Raw genomic sequence first — 20,052 nt, forward strand, 5'->3', positions numbered from 1 at the left:
CCGGATCGTAACAGCGATGTTTCAGCCCCTTGGAGTACCGCCATGTCTGTTCGTATCCTCGCGCTCGTCGGCAGCCTTCGCGCCGGTTCGCACAACCGCCAGCTCGCCGAGGCGGCCGTCAAGCTCGCCCCCGAGGGCGCCGAAGTCGACCTCTTCGAGGGCCTGGCCGAGATCCCCTTCTACAACGAGGACATCGACGTCGAGGGCAGCGTCCCGGCCGCCGCCGCCAAGCTGCGTGAGGCCGCCCAGAGCGCCGACGCCTTCCTGCTCTTCTCCCCCGAGTACAACGGCACCATCCCGGCCGTCCTGAAGAACGCCATCGACTGGCTGTCCCGCCCCTACGGCGCCGGCGCCTTCGGCGGCAAGCCCGTCGCCGTGGTCGGCACCGCCTTCGGCCAGTACGGCGGCGTGTGGGCGCAGGACGAGGCCCGCAAGGCCGTGGGCATCGCCGGTGGCAAGGTGATCGAGGACATCAAGCTGTCCATCCCGGGCTCCGTGACCCGCTTCGCCGAGACCCACCCGGTCGACGACGCCGAAGTCGCCGCTCAGCTGACCGAGGTCGTCGCCCGTCTGCACGGCAACGTGGGCGTGGCTGCCTGAGTCGGTAGGCACCAGCGAGGGGTCGGAGGCCGCTCCGGCCCCCTTTCGCGTGCCACCGTCCGTACACGCGCAGGACGAGGTGAGTCGCTGTGCGCCTGCACATGCGATGCCGGAAGTGTGCGGAGCCAAGCGGGTCCATCGGAGGGCTGACAGCGCGCTGCGGCTGCTCCCGGCACCCGCCGTCCGGCGGACAGGTTCCGCCATCCGTCGGCCTCCGGGCTCCTCGGGGTACGCGGATCATGGCCGTAGGGGCCACCGCCGGTCGCACGGGTCGTGCGACGGGTGGTCCGAGCCGCTTGAGTCAGGTGAGGAGAAGCCATGCCCGAGGTCCCGCCCCCGCCCCCGTTCGACCCGGAGCTCGCCGCCGCGCTGGAGCTGATCAAGGACCAGATCTCGCCCGGGTTCGCCCTGGAGGAGATCCCCGCCGTCCGGAAGGGCGCGGGCATCGAGCTGCTCGCACAGCTCGACCTGACGATGGGCGGCGCGTTCGCGGCCGAGGACCGTGCGGTGCCCGGCCCGGAGGGAGCCCCGGAGATCTCCCTGCTCCTCTGCCGCCCGACCGCCGCCGACCCCACCGTCCCGCTGCCGGTGATCTACCACGTGCACGGCGGCGGCATGGTGCTCGGCGACAACCGGGCCGGCGTGGACGCCCCGCTGGCCTGGGCGCGCGAGCTGGGCGCGGTCGTCGTGTCGGTCGAGTACCGCCTCGCGCCGGAACACCCGTACCCGGCGCCGATCGAAGACGTGTACGCCGGCCTGCTGTGGACGGCCGCGCACGCCAAGGAGATCGGCGGTGACCCGGACCGGATCGTCATCGCGGGCGCGAGCGCCGGCGGCGGCCTGACCGCCGCGCTCGCCCTCCTGCTGCGCGACCGCCAGGGCCCGCCGGTCATCGGCCAGCTCCTGATGTGCCCGATGCTCGACGACCGCAACGACACCGTCTCCAGCCACCAGATGGCGGGCATCGGCATATGGGACCGCACCGCCAACGAGACCGGCTGGACGGCACTGCTGGGCGAGCGCCGGGGCGGCCCCGACGTCTCCCCCTACGCCGCCCCCGCCCGCGCGACCGACCTGTCCGGGCTGCCCCCGGCCTTCCTCGACGTCGGCTCCGCGGAGACCTTCCGGGACGAGGTCGTCGACTACGCCTCCCGCATCTGGCGGTCGGGCGGCACGGCCGAACTCCACGTCTGGCCGGGCGGCTTCCACGGCTTCGACGGCTTCGCTCCCCAGACGGGCCTGTCCCAGGCGGCCCGGGCGGCCCAACTGGACTGGCTGCGGCGACTGTTGGCCATATGAGAGTCAATCACCGCTAAGGGTCAATCACCGCTCTCCGCAGCCTTCTTGATCGCCTCCCGGATGCGGGCGTACGTGCCGCAGCGGCAGATGTTCTCGATGGCGTCGATGTCGGCGTCCGTGGGGTGGGAGGTGCGCTTCAGCAGGGCTGTGGCGGCCATGATCTGGCCCGGCTGGCAGAAGCCGCACTGGGCCACGTCGCAGTCCAGCCAGGCCTGTTGGACCGGGTGCAGGGTGTCGCCGTCGGCCAGGCCCTCGATGGTGGTGACCGTGCGGTTCGCACAGTCGGCGACCGGGACCACACAGGGCTGGATCTCGGCGCCGTCGAGGTGGCTGGTGCAGGCGCGGCAGACGCCCACCCCGCAGCCGTACTTGGGGCCGGTGACCCCGAGGAGGTCGCGCAGGACCCACAGGAGGGGCATGTCGGCGGGGGCCTGCACGGTCACCTGTCTGCCGTTGAGGGTGAAGGAGTAGGAACGCATGGGTGCCTCGGAAGGTGAGTCGGCGGTCAGAAGGTGAGCGGGAAGCTGCGCGGAGCGGTGCCGGTCGCCCGGGCGTAGGCGTTGGCGACCGCCCCGGATGCCGCGGGGACGCCGAGTTCGCCCGCGCCGCCCGGTTCCCCGGTCGAGGGCAGGATGTGGGCCTCGAAGACGAGCGGGGCGTGGCGCTGGCGGGCGTAGCGGAAGTCGGCGAAGCTGCTCTCGCGGACGGCGCCCCGGTCGATGTGCAGGCCCGCCTGCAGGATCACGGAGATGCCGTCGGTCGTGGCGCCCATCAACTGGGCCTCCAGGCCACGGGGGTTGACCGCGGTGCCCACGTCGGCCGCCATCACCACCTTGGTCACCCGGGGGTTCTTCGGGTCGCTCGCGTCGATCTCGGCGAGGCAGGCCACGCGGGAGCCGTACTCCTCGTGCACGGCGATGCCCTGGGCGCATCCGTCGGGCATGGGGCGGCCCCAGTGGCCGGCGGCCGCCGCCTTGTCGAGGACGGCCCTGACGGCCTTGCCGCGCAGGGTGGTCCGGCGGAAGGCCACCGGGTCCTCACCGAGCTTGCGGGCGATCTCGTCCACGACGATCTCCTCGGCGGTCCGCACGGTCCCGGAGTCCACCGACCGCCAGGCGCCGAGCGGCACGGCCAGTTCGATGCCACCCGAATCGCCGGACACCCGGCCGAAGTTGTACAGCCCCGTCTGGCTGGGCAGGGGGCCGGACGCGGCCCGCACACCGCCCTGCGCGGACAGGCCGGCGTCGTCGTACGACTCCGACACCGAGGCCATCACCTGCTCGAAGGCCACCACCCGGCCCCCGGCCACACTGGCCCGGATCCGGTGGTGGCTCGCGGGGCGCATCCGGCCGTGCCGGATGTCGTCGCCGCGGCTCCACATCAGCTTCACCGGGCGCCGGGCCGCCTTGGAGACCAGCGCCGCCTCGATCGCCGCGTCGTAGTTCAGCCGGCGGCCGAACGAGCCGCCGGCGCGCACCACATGGACCTTGACCTTCGACGGGCGCAGGCCGACCGCCTGGGCGATGGCGTCCCGCGCGTCCATCGGGGTCTGGGAGGAGAACCACAGCTCCGCACGGTCGGCGCGGACGTCCGCGACCGCCGTGAGCACCTCCATCGGGGCGTGGCCGACGAAGGCGAACGCGAACTCGGCCTCCACCGGGGTCGATCCGTGCGGCGGGGTGCCGAGCCGGGGGACGGCGGCCTTCAGCCGCGCGCGTATCTGCGCGTCCGAGAGACGGGCGAGCGGGCCGGGCGCCCAGGTGAGGCGAAGGGCGTCCCGGGCTCGGAAGGCGTGGTGGAAGGTGTCCGCGACGACGGCGACCCCGCCGGGCAGCCGCACGACCGCGTGGACGCCCGGCAGGGCGCGGGCGGCCCGGTCGTCGACCGAGACGAGCTTGCCCCGGATCGTCGGCGGCCGGGCCACCACCGTGGGCTTCGCCCCGGGCACCGCCACGTCCCCGGCGTACTTCGCCCGGCCGGTGACGATGTCCCGTGCGTCGATCCTGGTCGTCGGCCGGCCGATCACCCGGTGCCGGGACGCGGGCTTGGGCTTGCTCGGGACAGCGGGCCGGTGGATACGGGCCGCGCTCGCGGTCAGCGAGCCGAAGGTGGCCGTGCGCCCGTCCGGTGCCACGACCATGGTGTCGCGGGTGCGCAGGGTCCGGGCGGGCAGGTGCCAGCGGCGGGCGGCGGCGGTCACCAGCTTGGCCCGGGCGGTGGCGGCGAGCTGCCGGGCCGGGCCGTACAGCGAACTCACCGAACTGGAGCCGCCGGTGTACTGGTTGCCCTTGGTGCGGGCGTCGGCGAGCGGGATGCGCACGTCGGTGAGGCGGGCGTCCAACTCCTCGGCGATCATCATGGCGACCGCGGTGGTGATGCCCTGGCCCACCTCGGCCCGGGGCAGCCGTACGACGACGTGGTTGGCCTCCGTGACCTCCAGGACCAGCATCTCCTCGTCGGTGCCGGTCACCAGGACGTCGGAGTCCGCGCGGGCGGGCTCGGCGCCTTCCGCGCGCGAGGGGGTGCAGGCGAGCGGGGCGGCGACCGTCAGGGTGGCCGCGGCCACCGTGTACACCATGAATCTACGGCGGGACGGGCCCGCGGAGGGCAGGGGCTCGGTGCGGTCCAAACGAGGGCTCCTGTCGGCGCGTGGGGCGGGCAGGTCACGGCACGCGGGGCGGCACGTGTCCCGGTACGGGTCACTCGCCAGGTAGGAGGGACGGGGCCGTACGCCGGTTCCCTACGGAACGCGTCCCGCGCCTCCCAGCCATCGATACCGGGCCCGCGGTACAGGTCATCGCCCACTCCGACCGGCAGGCCGGGGCGCCCAGGGCAACGCGCCCCTGAGGCGGGACGGACACGGCCCGACCAGTTCCGCCGCCCCTCCGGCCACCGATGCCGGGCCCGCAGTGCGGGTCATCGCCCAGTTCGACCAACTGGCCGCACGCGCCCCAGGACCAGCCCACCCAGAGGCAGAACGGGCACGGCCCCGAACGGTTCCCCGCCGCACGCGCGCGCCGCGCCTCCCGGCCACCGAAACCGGGGCCACACGGCGGGCCATCGCCCACTACCACCGGCAGGCCCAGGCACCCACAGCAGCGCGCCCCAAGTTCAGCCCCCCACGGGCAGGACAGACGCGCCCCGGCACCGCTCTACGCCGAATGTGTCCCGCGTCTCCTCGCCGCCGGCGCCGGTGACCCATGATGGCCCCATGAAAGAGCTGGCCGGGCGGCTGGCCGCGTTGGATCCGGATGCCGGGGCCGCAGTGCAGGTCATCGCCTACTTCGACCGGCTGGCCGAGTCCCGGGCCGGTCTGGAGGCGTTGGTGCGCGGTGCCGCCGTGCTGGCAGGGTGTCCCGCGCGGCTCGCCGACGCGGAGCGGCGGGTGGTGCTGCGGGTGGAGCCGGACGGGCGGCGCCGCGACCCGGAGACGGAAGCCGACGCCGACTGGCCGTCCGCGCCCCTGGTGCCGGGCGGGCCCCCTGCGCTGTGGCTGGAGCGGGCGGAGGCCGGGCCGAGCGTGGTGGACGCGGTGATCCTGGAGCGGGCCGCCGGAGCCGTACGGGCCGTCCTCGACCGCACCCGGGGCCGCGCCCCGGCCGCACCGGCCGACGACCCGGCCCTGGTGGAGACGCTCCTCGACCCCACGGCACCCGAGCAGGCCCGGCTGCACGCGGCCCGCCGACTGGGCCTGGACCCGGAGCTGCGGGTACGCGCCGTCGCTCCGGCCGAGGGGCCGCCCCGGATCGTCGCGGCCGACGGGGCGGCGGACCTCACCGGGTCAGGGGACGGCCGGCCCTCTCACGGCGGAAGCACGGCGCCGCGCGGGAGGCCCGGAACGGGTCCGGGGGGCTCCGCGCGCCTGGACGGCGGCGGCAACCCCGGACCCGGAAGCAGTCACGCCTACCCCGGCCCCCGCAGGGACGGCGGACCCGGTCCAGTCACGCTCCGCTCCGAGCGCCTCGGCATCGGCCCCGCCGTCCCGGTCCTGGACCTCCCCCGGTCCTGGGCCGCCGCCCGGCTGGCGCTGCGGTTCACCGCCGAGGGCGACGACCTGGATCCGGGACAACGGGTCGTACGGGCCGACGAGTTGGGCGGGATCGCGCTGCTCGCCGAACTCGTCGTACCGGGCGCGGAGCCGCACCCGGACGTCCGGGCCGTGGAGACGGCGGCGGCGGACGCGCCCTGGATGCTGCGGACGCTGCACGCGGTCGCCGCCACGGCCAGCCTGCGGGCGGCCGCCGCCGAAGCCGGCGTGCACCACTCCACCCTCCAGGACCGCCTCGCCCACGCCGAGCACCTGCTGGGCTGGCCGGTGCGCACCCCGCAGGGCCGCTTCCGGCTCCAACTCGCCCTGATGCTCAGACATTTGACCCGAGGGCACTGACGAGTGCTAGGCCCAGGCCGTCACCGGCACGAAGGAGCTGTCCTGCCGGAACAGGTCGGTTCCGTCGGGAAGGTCCACGCGGAGCTGGTAGTTGTAGTGGCGCAGATAGCGGCCGGGGTAGTTGTACGACTCGAAGCGCACCGAACCGCTCGCCGTGCCGGTGCGGGCGATGAAGGTGGCGTCCTTGGCGAACGTCGTCGTGCCGTCGTTGGCGTCGAAGCGGCCCCGGAAGTCCCAGTGCCGCAGATAGTTGCCGGACGCGTCGCGGAAGGAGTAGCCGCCCGCGTCCGCCAGCCCCGCGACCACGGTGAACGTGGCGGCCTGCTTGTCGGCGGTGGCGCTGGACGCGGTCACCACGGGCAGGTTGAGCAGGGCGGACTGCTCCTCCCAGTACCGGGTGGTGTAGTTGGCGGACTGGAAGGAGCGGGTGGCGTTCCTGGTGAGGCCCGGGCCGCCGGACACCGTTTCCTTGACGACCGTGAAGTGGCGGGCCGTGCCGGAGATGCCGGGCAGCTTGGCCGGGGTGGTCCAGGTGGCGAAGGTGTCGTAGCTGTCGGAGTAGTAGTAACTGCCGTCGCCGTAGCCGTCGAAGAAGATCCGCCAGCCGCCGTTGTCCAGCTGCACCAGCGCCGGGCCCTCGCGGTAGCTGCCCCAGCCCGCCCAGTCGCCGGTCCTGGTGATCGTGTAGGGGCCGGTGAGGCTCGACGCCGTGCCGTACTCGATGTACTTGGCCGTCTCGTTCTTGGTGAAGGCGTGGTAGGTCGAGCCGATGCGGACGATGAAGGTGTCGATGTGGTTCGCGCCGATGCCGGACAGGGCGATCGGTGAACTCCATGAGGTGAGGGCCGAGTTGGTGGCCGTCAGCAGGTACGGGGTGAAGATCCACTCGTTGTCGGTGGTGGAGCAGGACACGACGACGTTCACGCTGCCGTCGGCGTCCACGAACCATTCGGGCGCCCAGGCCCGGGACAGGTTCGTGATCGGGACCGCGTAGTCGTACAGGAACGTCCAGTTGAGCCGGTCGGCGCTGCGGGCGAAGCCGATGGTGGTGCTGACGTCCTGCCAGGTGTGGGTGGTGTAGGTCAGGTAGTAGTAGCCGTCCGTGTGCTTGAAGACGCTGGCGTCCCGGATGCGGTTCGCGGGCGGGGTGTAGGCGGAGGTCTGCAGCAGGCGGAAGTCAGTGGCATCGTCGGACTGGTAGACGTTGACCGTGCCGTCGTTGCTGTTCAGGAACGGGACGATGGTGTAGCGGGAGGCGGACCCGGCGGCGGGCGCGGCGGCCAGTGCCGTGCCGAGCAGGCCGGGTGTCTCGCCCAGGAGGACCGCGGCGGCGGGCAGGACGGCCAGAGCCCGCAGCAGGGTGCGGCGGGACGGAGCGGGGGGAGGTGTGGTCACGTGCGGCTCTCCTGAACTGACGCGTACGGCATTTCGAACGCGGTTCGATAAATCGCCCAGAAACTAAGGTGCAGACAGGTTCACGTCAATGCTTTGAACTCGACTCGATGTCACCTGTGCGAAACCTGTACGGCACCGGCCGCTCTGTGGTTACCGTTCGGTAGACACCGTGTCAGGAGGCTCCCGGAGGTGCTCCCGCAATGACGCCCGACCGTGCCGCAGGCCTTGCGGAGTCCGCCCGCGCGCTCGCCGACGGGGAGGTGACCTCCCGCGCGTTGGTGGAGCGGGCCCTGGCCCGGATCGAGGCCACCCAGCCGACCCTGAACGCCTTCCGGATCGTACGCACCGAGCCCGCGCTCGCCGAAGCGGACGCCGCCGACCGGGAGTTGGCCGCCGGAGCGCGGCGCCCGCTGCTCGGGGTGCCGGTCGCGGTGAAGGACGACATGGATGTCGCGGGCGAGCCGACCGCGTTCGGCTGCCCCGGCGACTTTCCGCCGGTCGCGGCGGACGGGGAGGCGGTACGACGGCTGCGGGCGGCCGGGGCGGTGATCGTCGGCAAGACGAACACCTGCGAGCTGGGGCAGTGGCCGTTCACGGAGGGCCCGGCGTTCGGGGAGACCCGCAACCCGTGGCACACCGGCCACACCCCCGGCGGCTCCTCCGGCGGTTCGGCGGCCGCGGTCGCCGCCGGCCTGGTCCCGGCCGCGCTCGGCTCGGACGGCGCCGGTTCGGTGCGGATCCCGGCCTCCTGGACCCATCTGATCGGCATCAAGCCGCAGCGCGGGCGCATCTCGACCTGGCCGCGGGGCGAGGCCTTCCACGGCATCACCGTCAACGGCACGCTGGCCCGTACGGTCGCCGACGCGGCCCTGCTGCTGGACGCGGCGAGCGGCAACCACGACCGGGACCCGCACCGGCCGCCGGCGCTCACGGTGTCGGACGCCGTCGGCCGCGACCCCGGCCGGCTGCGCATCGCCCTGTCCCTGAAGCCGCCGTTCACGGCGGTACCCGCACGGCTGCGCCCGGAGGTACGCTCCCGGATCCTCGAACTCGCCGAGAAACTCGCCGTGTTGGGGCACACCGTCGAGGAGGCCGACCCGCCCTACGGCCAGATCGGGCTGACCTTCGTGCCGCGCGCCACCGCCGGCATCGCCGACCATGTCCGCGAGACCCCCGACCCCGCCCTGCTCGACCCGCGCACCCGGGACGCGGCCCGGCTCGGCCGGCTGCTCGGCGGGGCCCCGCTGCGGGCGGCCCGGCGCGCCGAGGCGGTCCTGCACCGGCGGATCGGCGCGTTCTTCGGGTCGTACGACGTGCTCCTCGCCCCGACGACGGCCGCTCCCCCGCCCGCGATCGGCGCCCTGTACCGGCTCGGCGGGCTCGCCACGGACCGCGCGATGATCTCGGCCTGCCCCTATGCCTGGCCCTGGAACGTCCTCGGCTGGCCCGGCGTGAACGTGCCCGCCGGGTTCGTCGGTGCCCTGCCGGTGGGCGCCCAACTGCTCGGCCCGGCCAACAGCGAACTCCTGCTGGTCTCTCTGGCCGCCCAGCTGGAGGCGGAGTTGCGCTGGCACGAGCGGTGGCCGCCGCAGCAGGCGGACGCGGACGGCACGGCGGCATGAACGCCCTCCGCCCGTACCCTGTGACCATGGAAGATGCGTCGATGGTCGGGCTCATGGGACGGGTGACGGGGACGATCGGGCCGGGGCTGGTCGGCGAGGTGATCGTCCGGGTGCGCGGCGGCGCGGAGCACTTCCTCGCCTACGCCGCCGACAGCACGGGCCGGATCGAGCGCGGCACGGTGGTGATGGTGGTGGAGTACCTGCCGCCGAGGACGGTCTACGTCACCGCCGCGTACGACAGTTGAGCGGGCTCCGCCCCAGGTGAGGGGCGTGTGCGTCAAGATTGCAACAAGGATTCGCCAGCGTCTTCTCGGCGTGTCCCCGCAGGCGCACACTCCCTTCGTTCGGTGCCGAAAGGGCACCATGCAAAGGGGGCGAATGCCGATGGTTGTCGGCGTCGTTGCGGGGGCGGTCGTCGTTGCCGTCCTCGTTCTGATCGGTCTGTTCAAGATGATGTGGCGGGTCGCCGAGCCGAACGAGGCGCTCATCATCTCCGGTTCCAATCACCGCACCGAGGGCCTGGAGGAGGGCATGGGCTTCCGCATCGTCACCGGGCGCGGCACGCTGGTGCTGCCCGGGGTGCAGGCGGTGCGCAAGCTCTCCCTGGACCTGAACGAGACCGAGCTGCAGGTGGACTGCGTGACGCACCAGGGCATTCCGCTGAAGGTGCGCGGCGTGGTCATCTTCAAGGTGGGCGACGACTTCGTGTCGATCGCCAACGCGGCCCGCCGCTTCCTGGACCAGCAGCGGATGATGTCGGAGCGGGTGCACAACGTCTTCGCCGGTCATCTGCGGTCCATCGTGGGCGGGTTGACGGTCGAGGACATGATCCGCGACCGGGAGAAGCTGACCGGGCAGACCCGGGCGGCCTGCGGTACGGAGATGGAGAAGCTCGGCCTGATCGTCGACTCGCTGCAGATCCACGAGATCGAGGACCCGACGGGGTACATCCAGAACCTGGCCATGCCGCACGCCGCCGCCGTCCAGCGGGACGCGCGCATCGCGCAGGCGGAGGCGAATCGTCTCGCCACCGAGGCCGAGCAGCAGTCGTTCGCCCGGATGGCGGAGGCCACCCGGGACAGCGAGATCCTGCAGGCCGGCTACCAGGCCGAGCGGGACAAGGCGGCGGCACGCGCCCGCCAGGCCGGTCCCCTCGCCGACGCGGGCGCCCGGCAGGAGGTCGTGGTCCAGGAGACGCGGGTCGCCGAGCTGGAGGCCCACCGGCGGGAGCAGCAGCTCCAGGCGGACGTCCGCAAGCCGGCCGACGCCCGGGCCTACGAGAAGCGCACGCTGGCCGAGGCCGAGCGTGACGCACGGATCTCGGGGGCGCAGGCGAAGGCGAAGGAGACGGAACTGGCGGCCGCGGCCGAGGCGACCCGGGTCAAGACGGCCGCGGGCGCCGAGGCGGAGGCCACCAAGAGCCGGGGTGCGGCCATGGCCGCGGCGACCCGGGCCACCGGTGAGGCGGAGGCCGCGGCCGCGCAGGCCAAGGGTCTGGCCGAGGCCGAGGCGACCAGGGCCAAGGGTCTCGCGGAGGCGGAGGCCATCAAGGCCCGGGCCGCCGCGCTCGCCGAGAACCAGGAGGCGGTCGTCGCCCAGCAACTCGCCGAGCACTGGCCGGAGATCGTCCAGGCCGGCGCGTCCGCCTTCGGCAACGTGGACAACATGGTGCTGCTCAACGGTGCCGACGGCATGGCCGAGTTGTTCGCCAAGGCGCTCACCATGGGCGGCACCGGTCTCGGCCTCGCCCGCCAGCTCCTTGCCTCGATGAACCCGAACGGGCAAGTGCAGAACGGCACTTCACCGTCGCTCAACGGGGTGGCGACCCCGCCCGCGCAGCGGGTGCCGGTGGAGCAGGTCGAGGACTGAGCACCGACCCGTCCGTGCCGGGGCCCTCGGTTTCGAGGGCCCCGGCACGCTGAGGAGCCGGGGGACCTAGGACAACCCCAACCGAACCCTTACCGCCCCCTTCCCGGTCGCGGCACGGCCACCACGTACGGTGTGCGTGGCGGGCCGCGGCAGGCGCGTACCAGGAACTTCGAGCAGGTGGGGGCGTGTATGACGGCCAGTCGCCGGGCTGTGCTGGCCGGCTTGGCGGGCGGTGTGCTCGCGGGCTGCGCGGGCCCGAGAAGCTCGACGAACATCAGCGCGTCCGGGACGCCCACGTCCACGCCCGCGGCACCGGCACCCTCGGCGACCGCCCCCGTCGCCCCCTCGCCCACGGCCCCCGCCACCGCGCCCACGGTCACCCGCGCCGAGATCGTCGCCCGCTACGGGCACTCCGTGCCGCACACCTGGGGGTTCGACGCGCCCGGAGTGATGCACACGCTGCCGACCACGCGACGCGCGATCGCGCTGACCTTCGACGCCTGCGGCGGCCCGGGCGGCAGCGGCTACGACCGGGCACTGATCGACTTCCTGCGCAGGCGGGAGATACCGGCGACCCTCTTCATCAACTCCCGCTGGATCGACGCCAACCCGGCCGTCTTCCGCCGGCTGGCCGCCGAGCCGCTGTTCGAGATCGCCAACCACGGCACCCGGCACCGCCCGCTGTCCGTCACCGGACGCTCCGCCTACGGCATCCCCGGCACCCGGAGCGCCGGCGAGGTGTACGACGAGATCGCCGGGAACCGCGCCAAGCTCACCCACCTGCTGGGCGCCCCACCGCGCTTCTTCCGGTCCGGCACCGCGTACTGCGACGACGTCGCGGCACGAATCGTCGGCGACCTCGGGGAGCGCTTCGTCAGCTTCTCCGTGAACGGCGACGGCGGTGCCACCTTCACTCCCGAACAGGTCCGCGCCACCGTCTCCTCGGCCCACGCCGGTTCGATCGTCATCTGCCACATGAACCACCCCGAGGGCGGCACCGCCCGAGGCATCACCGCGGCCGTCCCCCCTCTCCTGGCGACGGGCCATGACTTCGTCCACCTCTCGGACGCGCCGCACTGACGGCACGGTGCCCCTGATGGCATTCTTCTGCCGTGAAACACCGTCAGACGAAAGGGAGTTCAGGTGCCTGAGTCAGCTCCGACGCAGGCCCTCGTCGTCCTCGACCCGGCTCACGTGCCCGGCGCACGTGAGCTGGCGGCCGCCCACGGCGTCGAGCTGCACGAGGTCCCGCGGCGCGGCATCGAACCCGTCACCACCGTCACCCTGGTCCTGATGGGCGCGGCGACCGCCGTCGGCGCCCTGCAGCACGCCCTGGAACAGCGCAAGGGCGGCCAGGTGATCGACCTGAGGCCGGGCGCGCCGCGGGTGCTGTACCGCACGCCGGACGTGGTCTACGGAACGGTGGTCGTCCTCGCGGCCGACGGCACGGTGACCGTGGAGGTCAAGGAGCCGGACGGCATGTTCGGCAAGGTGATCTCCACCCTGCCGAACCTGCTCTCCGCCGGCGGGAACGGCACCGACCAGGTCACGGCGACCGTCAGGGCGACGTACGGCGCCGACGTGGAGGTCCGGCCCGCGGCCGGGCGACCGGCGCGGGACGGTGAGGCATGAGCGGGCACAGCGAGCGGGGGCGGCAGCAGGAGGCGCAGGACTTCCTCGATCTGCTCAGGGCACAGGCCCGGGCCGAACAGGGCACGACCGACCGGCCCCCGGGCGCCCGGGCCGCCGTGCGGGACCTGACCGAACGGATCCTGCGCGACAGCTTCAACGCCGAGCAGGGCAAGGACCCGCGGATCCGGGCGCAGGTGGAACACGAGGCCGCCCGCAACCTGCGGAGCCAGGACGACGTCTTCGCCGAGATGTTCGCGGGGATGCAGGACCACATCGAGCGGACGGCCAGGGACCGGATACAGGGCGACGGCCTGGACCTCGCGGCCCTGCGCCCGCTCATCAGCCATCTGCGCACCGGGCAGCTCAACGCGGTGAGCATGCGCGTGCCCGGCCGTTTCGGCGCCCATCTGGTGCTCGTCGAGGACCAGATGCCGCTCTTCGCCTCCAAACTCAGCAAGGCGGTCGCCTGGGCCGTGCCGCACGGACCGGGCGACGCCGAGGGTATGGTCGGCCTTCAGTGGAGCCTGCCCGCCGCGGTCGAGCGGATCGAGACCGTTCCGGAGGTCGCCGAGCGCTTCACGGACATCGTCGTGGCCTACGCCGTCACGGGCCGGGTCGGCAACGCCGGCCACCACCTGCTGCCGCCGGGCCTGTTCAATTTCGCCGGGATGCTGCGTGACTCCCTGGAGTACTTCGTGGTGGGCCACGAGTACGCCCACATCATCAGCGGGCACCTGGACTCCGCGGTTCGGCGCAGGGGTGTCCTGCCGGTCGAGGAGGCCGAGGTGCTGGCGTACTCGTGGCGGCAGGAGTTCGACGCCGACCTGCTCGGCATGGTCCTGTCCCTCAACGCGGGGGTCGAGCACGACAACCGCGATCTGTGGGTGGGGTTCCTGGGCATCAGTCTGTTCTTCGACGCCCTGGACGTGATGGACCGCGCCGTCGCCCTGCTGCAGACGGGCGACGAGCACGCCCGCCAACTGGGCTCCCACCCGCCGTCCGACCTGCGCAAGCAGTGCCTGCGCGCGTTCCTGCCGCGGATGGCCGATGCCGACCGGGTGCGGATGGCGCTCGAACTGGCCGACATCCAGGGGCAGATCATCCGCGAACTGTGGGCTCGCACCCGCCCGGCCCTGCTGGATCTGCACCGGCGCGGCGTGCCGACGGCCCAGACCTGGCGGACCATTCCGAAGGAGACCGGAGACCCGGGGGCCGTGCCGACCGCCTCGACCTGAGAGAGCCCGGCCGGTGGCCGCCATCGGTGGGCGGTTGTCCAACTCTTCGGCGTACGGCCTAGGGTGCCCCCGTGACTGCCTTTACCGACGAAGACATTCCCGGCCGCCAGGGCCCCTCCGCGACCACCGAGGCCGACCCGCGCGAGGTCGGCCGGGTGCGGACCGAGTACTCCCCCGCCCATGACGGCGACCCCGACCCGGGCGAGATCGTGTGGACCTGGGTGCCGTTCGAGGAGAACGACGGCCGGGGCAAGGACCGCCCGGTGCTGGTCGTCGCCCGGGAGGCGGCGGGCACCTTCCTCGCCGTGCAGCTGTCCAGCAAGCGGCACGACGGGGACCGGGAGTGGGTGGCGATCGGCAGCGGTCCGTGGGACCGGTCGGGCCGCGACTCGTGGGTGGACGTGGATCGTGTGCTGCGGCTGCACGAGGAGGGCATGCGCCGGGAGGCGTGCGCGCTCGACCGGATGCGGTTCAATCTGGTCCGCCAGCGGCTCCACGAGCGGTACGGCTGGACCTGACGGACCCTACAGCGTGACCGGGGGCGTGCGCTCCGGAAACGCCCGTACGAAGGCCTCCCGGACCGTCGCTCCCGGCGTGCGGTCCAGGACGCCGAACACCACGTGTTCGAACGTGTGGGCGAACCGGCCGTCGGGGCCCAGCAGCGCCCGGAAGGCGCTCGCGACCTGCGCCGGGTCGTTCTGGAAGACACCGCAGCCCCAGGCGCCCAGTACCAGCCTCCGGTAGCCGTGCGCGGCGGCGGTCTCCAGGACCCGCTCGGCCCGCCGGGCCAGGGCGGCCGGGAGTTCGCCTACTCGTTCAGGTGCCGTACGCCGTATGACGCCCGCGTTGGGGGCGGCGGCGGTCAGGAAACCGGCGAGGTACGGGTCCGGCAGCAGGCGGCCCCGGTCGTCGCGGAACACCGGCACGGCGGGGGTGTGGATCACCCGGTCCGTGTAGAACGGGTCGCGGTGGGCGCGGTGGTGGTCGTAGAAGTCCCGGGCCTGAAGCAGGCAGGTGTACAGCGCGGAGCCGCGGCACAGGGCCTCCTCCTGGGCCTGGGCGCCGTTCAGATAGCCGCCGCCGGGATTGCGGGCGGAGGCGAAGTTCAGGACGGCGACGGGCACGTCGGCGAGCCGGCGGGCGGCTTCCAGGCTGCTCTCGCCCGTGACCTCGAAGAACGGCTCCGCATCCGCCGTCGCGGACACCGGCACGGGCCCAGGGCCGTACAGCCGCGTGCCCGCGCGGGCGGCCTCGATCGCCGCCGCGACGGACACCTCCCGGCCGTCCGGCGACCGGTACACCCCCGCCGCCACGATCTGCTCGGTCTCCGTGGCGATGCCGCGCAGGCGCGCGCTCATGGCGCCACCCCCGTGGGCGCCACGACCGCGGCCCGCGCGGTTTCCCCCGTCGTGCTCATGCACGCATCCTGGGTGATGCTGGTGATGCGGTGCAACGGAGTTTCCCGCTCCCGGAACGGCCTGGAAACGCCCAAGAAAACGGAGATTACCGATCCGGAACGTCCCGATGGGCACCCTTGTGCGAATCGTTTCGAGGGTCTTGGGTGGGACGAGTGCCGGCCCGGCTCACCAAATGCCGAGCCGGTGGCATGGTGGAATCTCAGGAGGATCCAGACATGTCCGACTCAATAAGTGATGGTGGCGACTGTACGGAGCACCGCACAGCCGTCACCGAGGCAGAGGTCGAGGCCCTGGTCCGCGGCATCTGTTTCAAGACCGGCCCGCCCCGCACGCTCGGGGTCGAAGTGGAATGGCTCGTCCATGAGCTGCGGCGGCCGCAGCTCCCCGTGACACCCGAACGACTCGAAGCGGCCTACGCCGCTCTGCGGGCCGTGCCCCTGAAGTCGCCGCTGACGGTCGAACCCGGCGGCCAGCTGGAGCTCAGCTCACCGCCCGCCACCTCCCTGATGGAGTGCATAGAGACCGTCTCGGCCGATCTGGACACGGTCCGCGCGGTCCTCGCCGAGGACGATCTGGGACTCGTCGGCTTCGGCCACGACCCCTGGCACGCACCCCGTCGTTTCCTGCGCGAACCGCGCTACGACGCCATGGAGGCCTGCCTCGACCGCACCGGCCCGGCCGGCCGGCACATGATGTGCACCTCGGCCTCCGTCCAGGTGTGCGTGGACGCCGGCCAAGAGGAGCCCGGGCCGCTCGGGCACGAGCGGCGCTGGCAGCTGGCGCATCTGCTGGGCGCGGTGCTGGTGGCCGCGTTCGCGAACTCCCCGCTGATCGGCGAGCGGCCCACGGGCTGGCTGTCCACCCGGCAGCTGCTGTGGATGGAGATCGGCGCAGGGCGGGCGGGCGCTCCCCCACCGGACGGCGAGCCGCGGTCCGCCTGGGCCCGGCATGTGCTGGACGCCCCGGTGATGTGCGTCCGCCGCGACGGCGGCCCGTGGGAGGTGCCCGAGGGCCTGACCTTCCGCGAGTGGACCCGCTCGCAGACGCCGCCCACCCGGGCGGATCTCGACTACCACCTCACCACCCTGTTCCCGCCGGTCCGGCCGCGCGGCCACCTGGAGCTGCGCATGATCGACGCGCAGCCCGGTGAGGACGGCTGGATCGTGCCGCTCGCGGTGACGGCGGCGCTGTTCGACGACCCGGAGGCCGCCGAGTCCGCGCACCGGGCGGTGAAACCCCTGGCGGAGCGGGCCCTGAACCTGCCCGCCCCGCACAATCCGCTGTGGACCGACGCGGCCCGGCACGGGCTCGCCGACCCCGAGCTGCGCGAGGCCGCCGTCGCCTGCTTCACGGCGGCGCTGGAGGCCCTGCCCCGGCTCGGTGCCACCCCCGCGGTCATGGACGCCGTGGCTGCGTATCTGCACCGCTACGTCGCCCAGGGCCGCTGCCCGGCCGACGACCTGCTGGACCGCCTGCGCGACACGGACCGTCGTGCCCACGGGAGGAAGGACATCCGCACATGACCGCCCCGGAGACCGAGGTCACGGCCACCGAGCCGGACACCGAGGCGCTGCGCGAGCGTGCGCTGGCCTCGCTCACCGCCGCCCGCGCCCGCACCACGCTGCTGACCAGCTGCGTCGAGGACCCCGACCTCACCGCGCAGCACTCCCCGTTGATGTCGCCGCTGGTGTGGGACCTCGCGCACATCGGCAACCAGGAGGAGCTGTGGCTGCTGCGAGCGGTCGGCGGCAGAGACGCGATGCGGCCCGAGATCGACGGCCTGTACGACGCCTTCGAGCACCCGCGCGCCGAGCGGCCCTCGCTGCCGCTGCTGCCGCCCGCCGAGGCCCGCGGCTACGCGGCCGAGGTGCGCGGCCGGGCCCTGGACCTGCTGGGGGCCGCGGACTTCCACGGCAGCCGGCTGACCGAGGCCGGGTTCGCCTTCGGGATGATCGCCCAGCACGAACAGCAGCACGACGAGACGATGCTGATCACCCATCAGCTCCGCAAGGGTCCGCAGGCCCTGACCGCCCCCGACCCCGAACCGGCCCCGCTGTTCACGGGCCCGGCCGAAGTCCTGGTCCCCGGCGGCCCGTTCACCATGGGCACCTCCAACGAGCCGTGGGCCCTGGACAACGAACGCCCGGCGCATCCGGTGGACGTGGCGCCGTACTGGATCGACACGACCCCGGTGACGAACGCGGCGTACCAGGCGTTCATCGAGGACGGCGGCTACGACACCGAGCGCTGGTGGACGCCCGAGGGCTGGGCGCACGTCCGGCAGCACTCCCTCCACGCACCCCTGTTCTGGCGCCGCGACGGCAAGCAGTGGCTGCGCCGCCGCTTCGGCGTCACCGAGGTCGTCCCGCCCGACGAGCCGGTGCTGCACGTGTGCTGGTACGAGGCCGACGCCTACGCCCGCTGGGCCGGGCGACGGCTGCCCACCGAGGCCGAGTGGGAGAAGGCCGCCCGGTACGACCCGGCCACCGGCCGCTCGACCCGCTACCCGTGGGGCGACGCCGACCCGGCGCCCGAGCACGCCAACCTGGGCCAGCGGCACCTGAGGCCCGCCCCCGTCGGCAGCTACCCGGCCGGTGAATCGCCGCTCGGCGTACGGCAGTTGATCGGGGACGTGTGGGAGTGGACGGCGAGCGACTTCCAGCCGTACCCGGGCTTCCAGGCGTTCCCGTACAAGGAGTACTCGGAGGTGTTCTTCGGCTCCGACCACAAGGTGCTGCGCGGCGGCTCGTTCGCCGTGGACCCGGTGGCCTGCCGGGGCACCTTCCGCAACTGGGACTACCCGATCCGGCGGCAGATCTTCTCCGGGTTCCGCACCGCCCGCTCGGAGGCCGTCTGATGTGCCGCCATCTGGCCTATCTGGGACCCGAGGAGCCGCTCGGCCGGCTCCTCGTGGAGCCCCCGCACAGCCTGTACCGCCAGTCGTGGGCGCCCCGGCGGCAGCGGCACGGGACGGTCAACGCCGATGGTTTCGGGGTGGGTTGGTACGCCCCGGGCGATCCGGTCCCGGCCCGCTACCGGCGGGCCGGGCCGATCTGGGCGGACCTGTCCTTCGCCGACCTGGCCCGGGTCGTACGCGCCGGCGCCGTGCTGGCCGCCGTACGCGACGCGACCGTCGCGGGCGCGGACGCCGAGGCCGCGGCGGCGCCCTTCGCCGACGGGCGGTGGCTCTTCAGCCACAACGGCATGATCGCGGGCTGGCCGGACTCGGCGGCGCCCCTGGCGTCCGCCCTGCCCCCGGTCGAGCTGCTGTCCCTGCAGGCGAGCACCGACTCGGCGTTCGTCTGGGCGCTGGTCCTGCACCGGCTGCGCCTCGGCGACGACCCCGCCGACGCCCTCGGCGGGGCGGTGCGCGAGCTGGCCGAGGCGGCCCCCGCCTCCCGGCTGAACCTGCTGCTCACCGACGGCGCCACCATCGCCGCCACCGCCTGGGGCGACAGCCTCTGGTACCGCACGGAGCCCGGCACCGGCACGGTCGTCGCCTCCGAACCGTATGACGACGACCCGCTCTGGCAGGAGGTCCCCGACCGCACCGTGCTCACGGCGAGCCGCACCGGCGTGCTGCTCGCCCCGCTCGAGGACCTGGCGTCCGTACCACATAAGGAGCCCTGTACGTGAGTCCCCTGCACGTCACCCGCACCCTCCCCGAGGACGCGACGGACGCCGCGCTGCGCGCCGACGTCCTGAACGGCCTCACCGTCAACCCCAAGACGCTGCCGCCCAAGTGGTTCTACGACGCCCGGGGCAGCGAGCTGTTCGAGCAGATCACGGAGCTGCCCGAGTACTACCCGACGCGGGCCGAGCGCGAGATCCTCGCCGCCCGGTCCGGCGAGATCGCCGCCGCGAGCGGCGCGCGCACCCTGGTCGAGCTGGGCTCCGGTTCCTCGGAGAAGACCCGTTATCTGATCGACGCGCTCACCTCGCTGGCGGCGTACGTCCCCGTCGACGTCAGCGAGAGCGCCCTCACCCAGGCCGGGCAGGCGCTCATCGAGGAGCGGCCCGGGCTCGAAGTACACGCGCTCATCGCCGACTTCACCGCCCCGCTGACGCTGCCCGAGACGCCCGGACCCCGGCTGCTGGCGTTCCTCGGCGGCACGATCGGCAACCTGCTGCCCGCCGAACGGGCGAAGTTCCTGGCCTCGGTGCGTGCCCTGCTCGCCCCGGGCGACGGGCTGCTGCTCGGCACGGACCTGGTCAAGGACGAGCGGGTGCTGGTCCGGGCGTACGACGACGCGGCCGGGGTGACGGCCGCGTTCAACAAGAACGTCCTGTCCGTCATGAACCGGGAGCTGGGCTCCGACTTCGACCCCGGCGCCTTCGACCATGTGGCCCTGTGGGACACCGAGCAGGAGTGGATCGAGATGCGGCTGCGCTCGCGCACGACGCAGACCGTGAAGGTGCCCGCGCTGGACCTCGCCGTGGACTTCGCGGCGGGCGAGGAGCTGCGCACCGAGGTGTCGGCGAAGTTCCGCAGGGACGGCGTGACCGCCGAACTTGACGCGGCCGGGCTGGAGTTGACCCACTGGTGGACGGACACCGAGAACCGCTTCGCACTGTCGCTCAGCATGGCGCGGTAA

General features: G+C 73.2%; 18 protein-coding genes. 14 read left to right on the forward strand and 4 right to left on the reverse strand.

Going from position 1 to position 20,052, the window contains the following annotated elements; genetic code table 11:
• Window positions 1–42: 42 nt before the first annotated feature.
• Both CRP49_RS41605 and CRP49_RS41610 read left to right on the forward strand, forming a co-directional pair.
• Window positions 43–600, forward strand: a complete 558-nt coding sequence (locus tag CRP49_RS41605; protein WP_094222436.1) for an NAD(P)H-dependent oxidoreductase — start codon at window positions 43–45, stop codon at window positions 598–600.
• Window positions 601–918: 318 nt separating this feature from the next.
• Complete coding sequence (locus tag CRP49_RS41610; RefSeq protein WP_097258543.1) at window positions 919–1,899, forward strand: alpha/beta hydrolase; 981 nt, start codon at window positions 919–921, stop codon at window positions 1,897–1,899.
• A 20-nt stretch (window positions 1,900–1,919) separates the two neighbouring features.
• Here CRP49_RS41610 and CRP49_RS41615 read toward each other — a convergent pair whose 3' ends face one another.
• Entirely contained in the window at window positions 1,920–2,378 is a 459-nt protein-coding gene (locus CRP49_RS41615) for a (2Fe-2S)-binding protein (protein WP_097258544.1), read from the reverse strand.
• Window positions 2,379–2,404: 26 nt separating this feature from the next.
• Window positions 2,405–4,477 carry a xanthine dehydrogenase family protein molybdopterin-binding subunit gene (locus tag CRP49_RS41620; RefSeq protein ID WP_097259311.1) on the reverse strand — a complete coding sequence of 691 codons (2,073 nt, stop codon included), beginning with the start codon at window positions 4,475–4,477 and terminating at the stop codon, window positions 2,405–2,407.
• 633 nt (window positions 4,478–5,110) lie between these two features.
• On the opposite strand from CRP49_RS41620, the gene CRP49_RS41625 reads away from it, so the two are divergent.
• Window positions 5,111–6,286, forward strand: a complete 1,176-nt coding sequence (locus CRP49_RS41625; RefSeq protein ID WP_097258545.1) for a helix-turn-helix domain-containing protein — start codon at window positions 5,111–5,113, stop codon at window positions 6,284–6,286.
• Window positions 6,287–6,292: 6 nt separating this feature from the next.
• Here the strand turns inward: CRP49_RS41625 and CRP49_RS41630 are convergent, their stop codons facing one another.
• Window positions 6,293–7,681 carry a glycoside hydrolase family 43 protein gene (locus tag CRP49_RS41630; protein WP_097258546.1) on the reverse strand — a complete coding sequence of 463 codons (1,389 nt, stop codon included), beginning with the start codon at window positions 7,679–7,681 and terminating at the stop codon, window positions 6,293–6,295.
• A 200-nt stretch (window positions 7,682–7,881) separates the two neighbouring features.
• Between CRP49_RS41630 and CRP49_RS41635 the strand changes: the two genes are divergently transcribed.
• The 7 genes from CRP49_RS41635 to CRP49_RS41665 all read left to right on the forward strand — a co-directional run bounded on the left by CRP49_RS41635 (window position 7,882) and on the right by CRP49_RS41665 (window position 14,557).
• A complete protein-coding gene (locus CRP49_RS41635) occupies window positions 7,882–9,303 on the forward strand; it encodes an amidase (RefSeq protein ID WP_097258547.1) in 1,422 nt (473 codons plus the stop codon).
• A 26-nt stretch (window positions 9,304–9,329) separates the two neighbouring features.
• Window positions 9,330–9,548 (forward strand): hypothetical protein, encoded by a 219-nt coding sequence (locus tag CRP49_RS41640; RefSeq protein ID WP_244202236.1) that lies wholly within the window; start codon window positions 9,330–9,332, stop codon window positions 9,546–9,548.
• 133 nt (window positions 9,549–9,681) lie between these two features.
• Window positions 9,682–11,172: a flotillin family protein gene (locus tag CRP49_RS41645; protein WP_097258548.1), complete on the forward strand. Its 1,491-nt coding sequence runs from the start codon at window positions 9,682–9,684 to the stop codon at window positions 11,170–11,172.
• 189 nt (window positions 11,173–11,361) lie between these two features.
• The gene (locus CRP49_RS41650; RefSeq protein WP_097258549.1) at window positions 11,362–12,252 is read left to right on the forward strand and encodes a polysaccharide deacetylase family protein; all 891 of its coding nucleotides are present in this window, start codon (window positions 11,362–11,364) and stop codon (window positions 12,250–12,252) included.
• 63 nt (window positions 12,253–12,315) lie between these two features.
• Complete coding sequence (locus CRP49_RS41655; protein WP_097258550.1) at window positions 12,316–12,804, forward strand: hypothetical protein; 489 nt, start codon at window positions 12,316–12,318, stop codon at window positions 12,802–12,804.
• Window positions 12,801–14,039, forward strand: a complete 1,239-nt coding sequence (locus CRP49_RS41660) for a hypothetical protein (RefSeq protein WP_097258551.1) — start codon at window positions 12,801–12,803, stop codon at window positions 14,037–14,039. Before CRP49_RS41655 ends, CRP49_RS41660 begins: the two co-directional genes overlap by 4 nt.
• Window positions 14,040–14,110: 71 nt before the next feature.
• On the forward strand, window positions 14,111–14,557 hold the full coding sequence (locus CRP49_RS41665) for a type II toxin-antitoxin system PemK/MazF family toxin (RefSeq protein ID WP_094222420.1): 447 nt from the start codon (window positions 14,111–14,113) through the stop codon (window positions 14,555–14,557).
• A gap of 6 nt (window positions 14,558–14,563) precedes the next feature.
• Here the strand turns inward: CRP49_RS41665 and CRP49_RS41670 are convergent, their stop codons facing one another.
• Window positions 14,564–15,397: a TIGR02452 family protein gene (locus CRP49_RS41670; RefSeq protein WP_179852016.1), complete on the reverse strand. Its 834-nt coding sequence runs from the start codon at window positions 15,395–15,397 to the stop codon at window positions 14,564–14,566.
• 275 nt (window positions 15,398–15,672) lie between these two features.
• Between CRP49_RS41670 and egtA the strand changes: the two genes are divergently transcribed.
• The 4 genes from egtA to egtD are packed head-to-tail and all read left to right on the forward strand — an operon-like array spanning window position 15,673 to window position 20,052.
• Window positions 15,673–16,980 (forward strand): ergothioneine biosynthesis glutamate--cysteine ligase EgtA, encoded by a 1,308-nt coding sequence (egtA, locus tag CRP49_RS41675; RefSeq protein ID WP_097258552.1) that lies wholly within the window; start codon window positions 15,673–15,675, stop codon window positions 16,978–16,980.
• The gene (gene egtB / locus CRP49_RS41680) at window positions 16,977–18,314 is read left to right on the forward strand and encodes an ergothioneine biosynthesis protein EgtB (protein WP_097258553.1); all 1,338 of its coding nucleotides are present in this window, start codon (window positions 16,977–16,979) and stop codon (window positions 18,312–18,314) included. Before egtA ends, egtB begins: the two co-directional genes overlap by 4 nt.
• Complete coding sequence (gene egtC / locus CRP49_RS41685) at window positions 18,314–19,093, forward strand: ergothioneine biosynthesis protein EgtC (RefSeq protein ID WP_097258554.1); 780 nt, start codon at window positions 18,314–18,316, stop codon at window positions 19,091–19,093. Before egtB ends, egtC begins: the two co-directional genes overlap by 1 nt.
• A complete protein-coding gene (gene egtD / locus CRP49_RS41690; RefSeq protein ID WP_097258555.1) occupies window positions 19,090–20,052 on the forward strand; it encodes an L-histidine N(alpha)-methyltransferase in 963 nt (320 codons plus the stop codon). Before egtC ends, egtD begins: the two co-directional genes overlap by 4 nt.

Origin of the sequence: Streptomyces sp. Ag109_G2-15 (genome assembly GCF_900215565.1) — a bacterium.
GTDB lineage: Bacteria > Actinomycetota > Actinomycetes > Streptomycetales > Streptomycetaceae > Streptomyces > Streptomyces diastatochromogenes.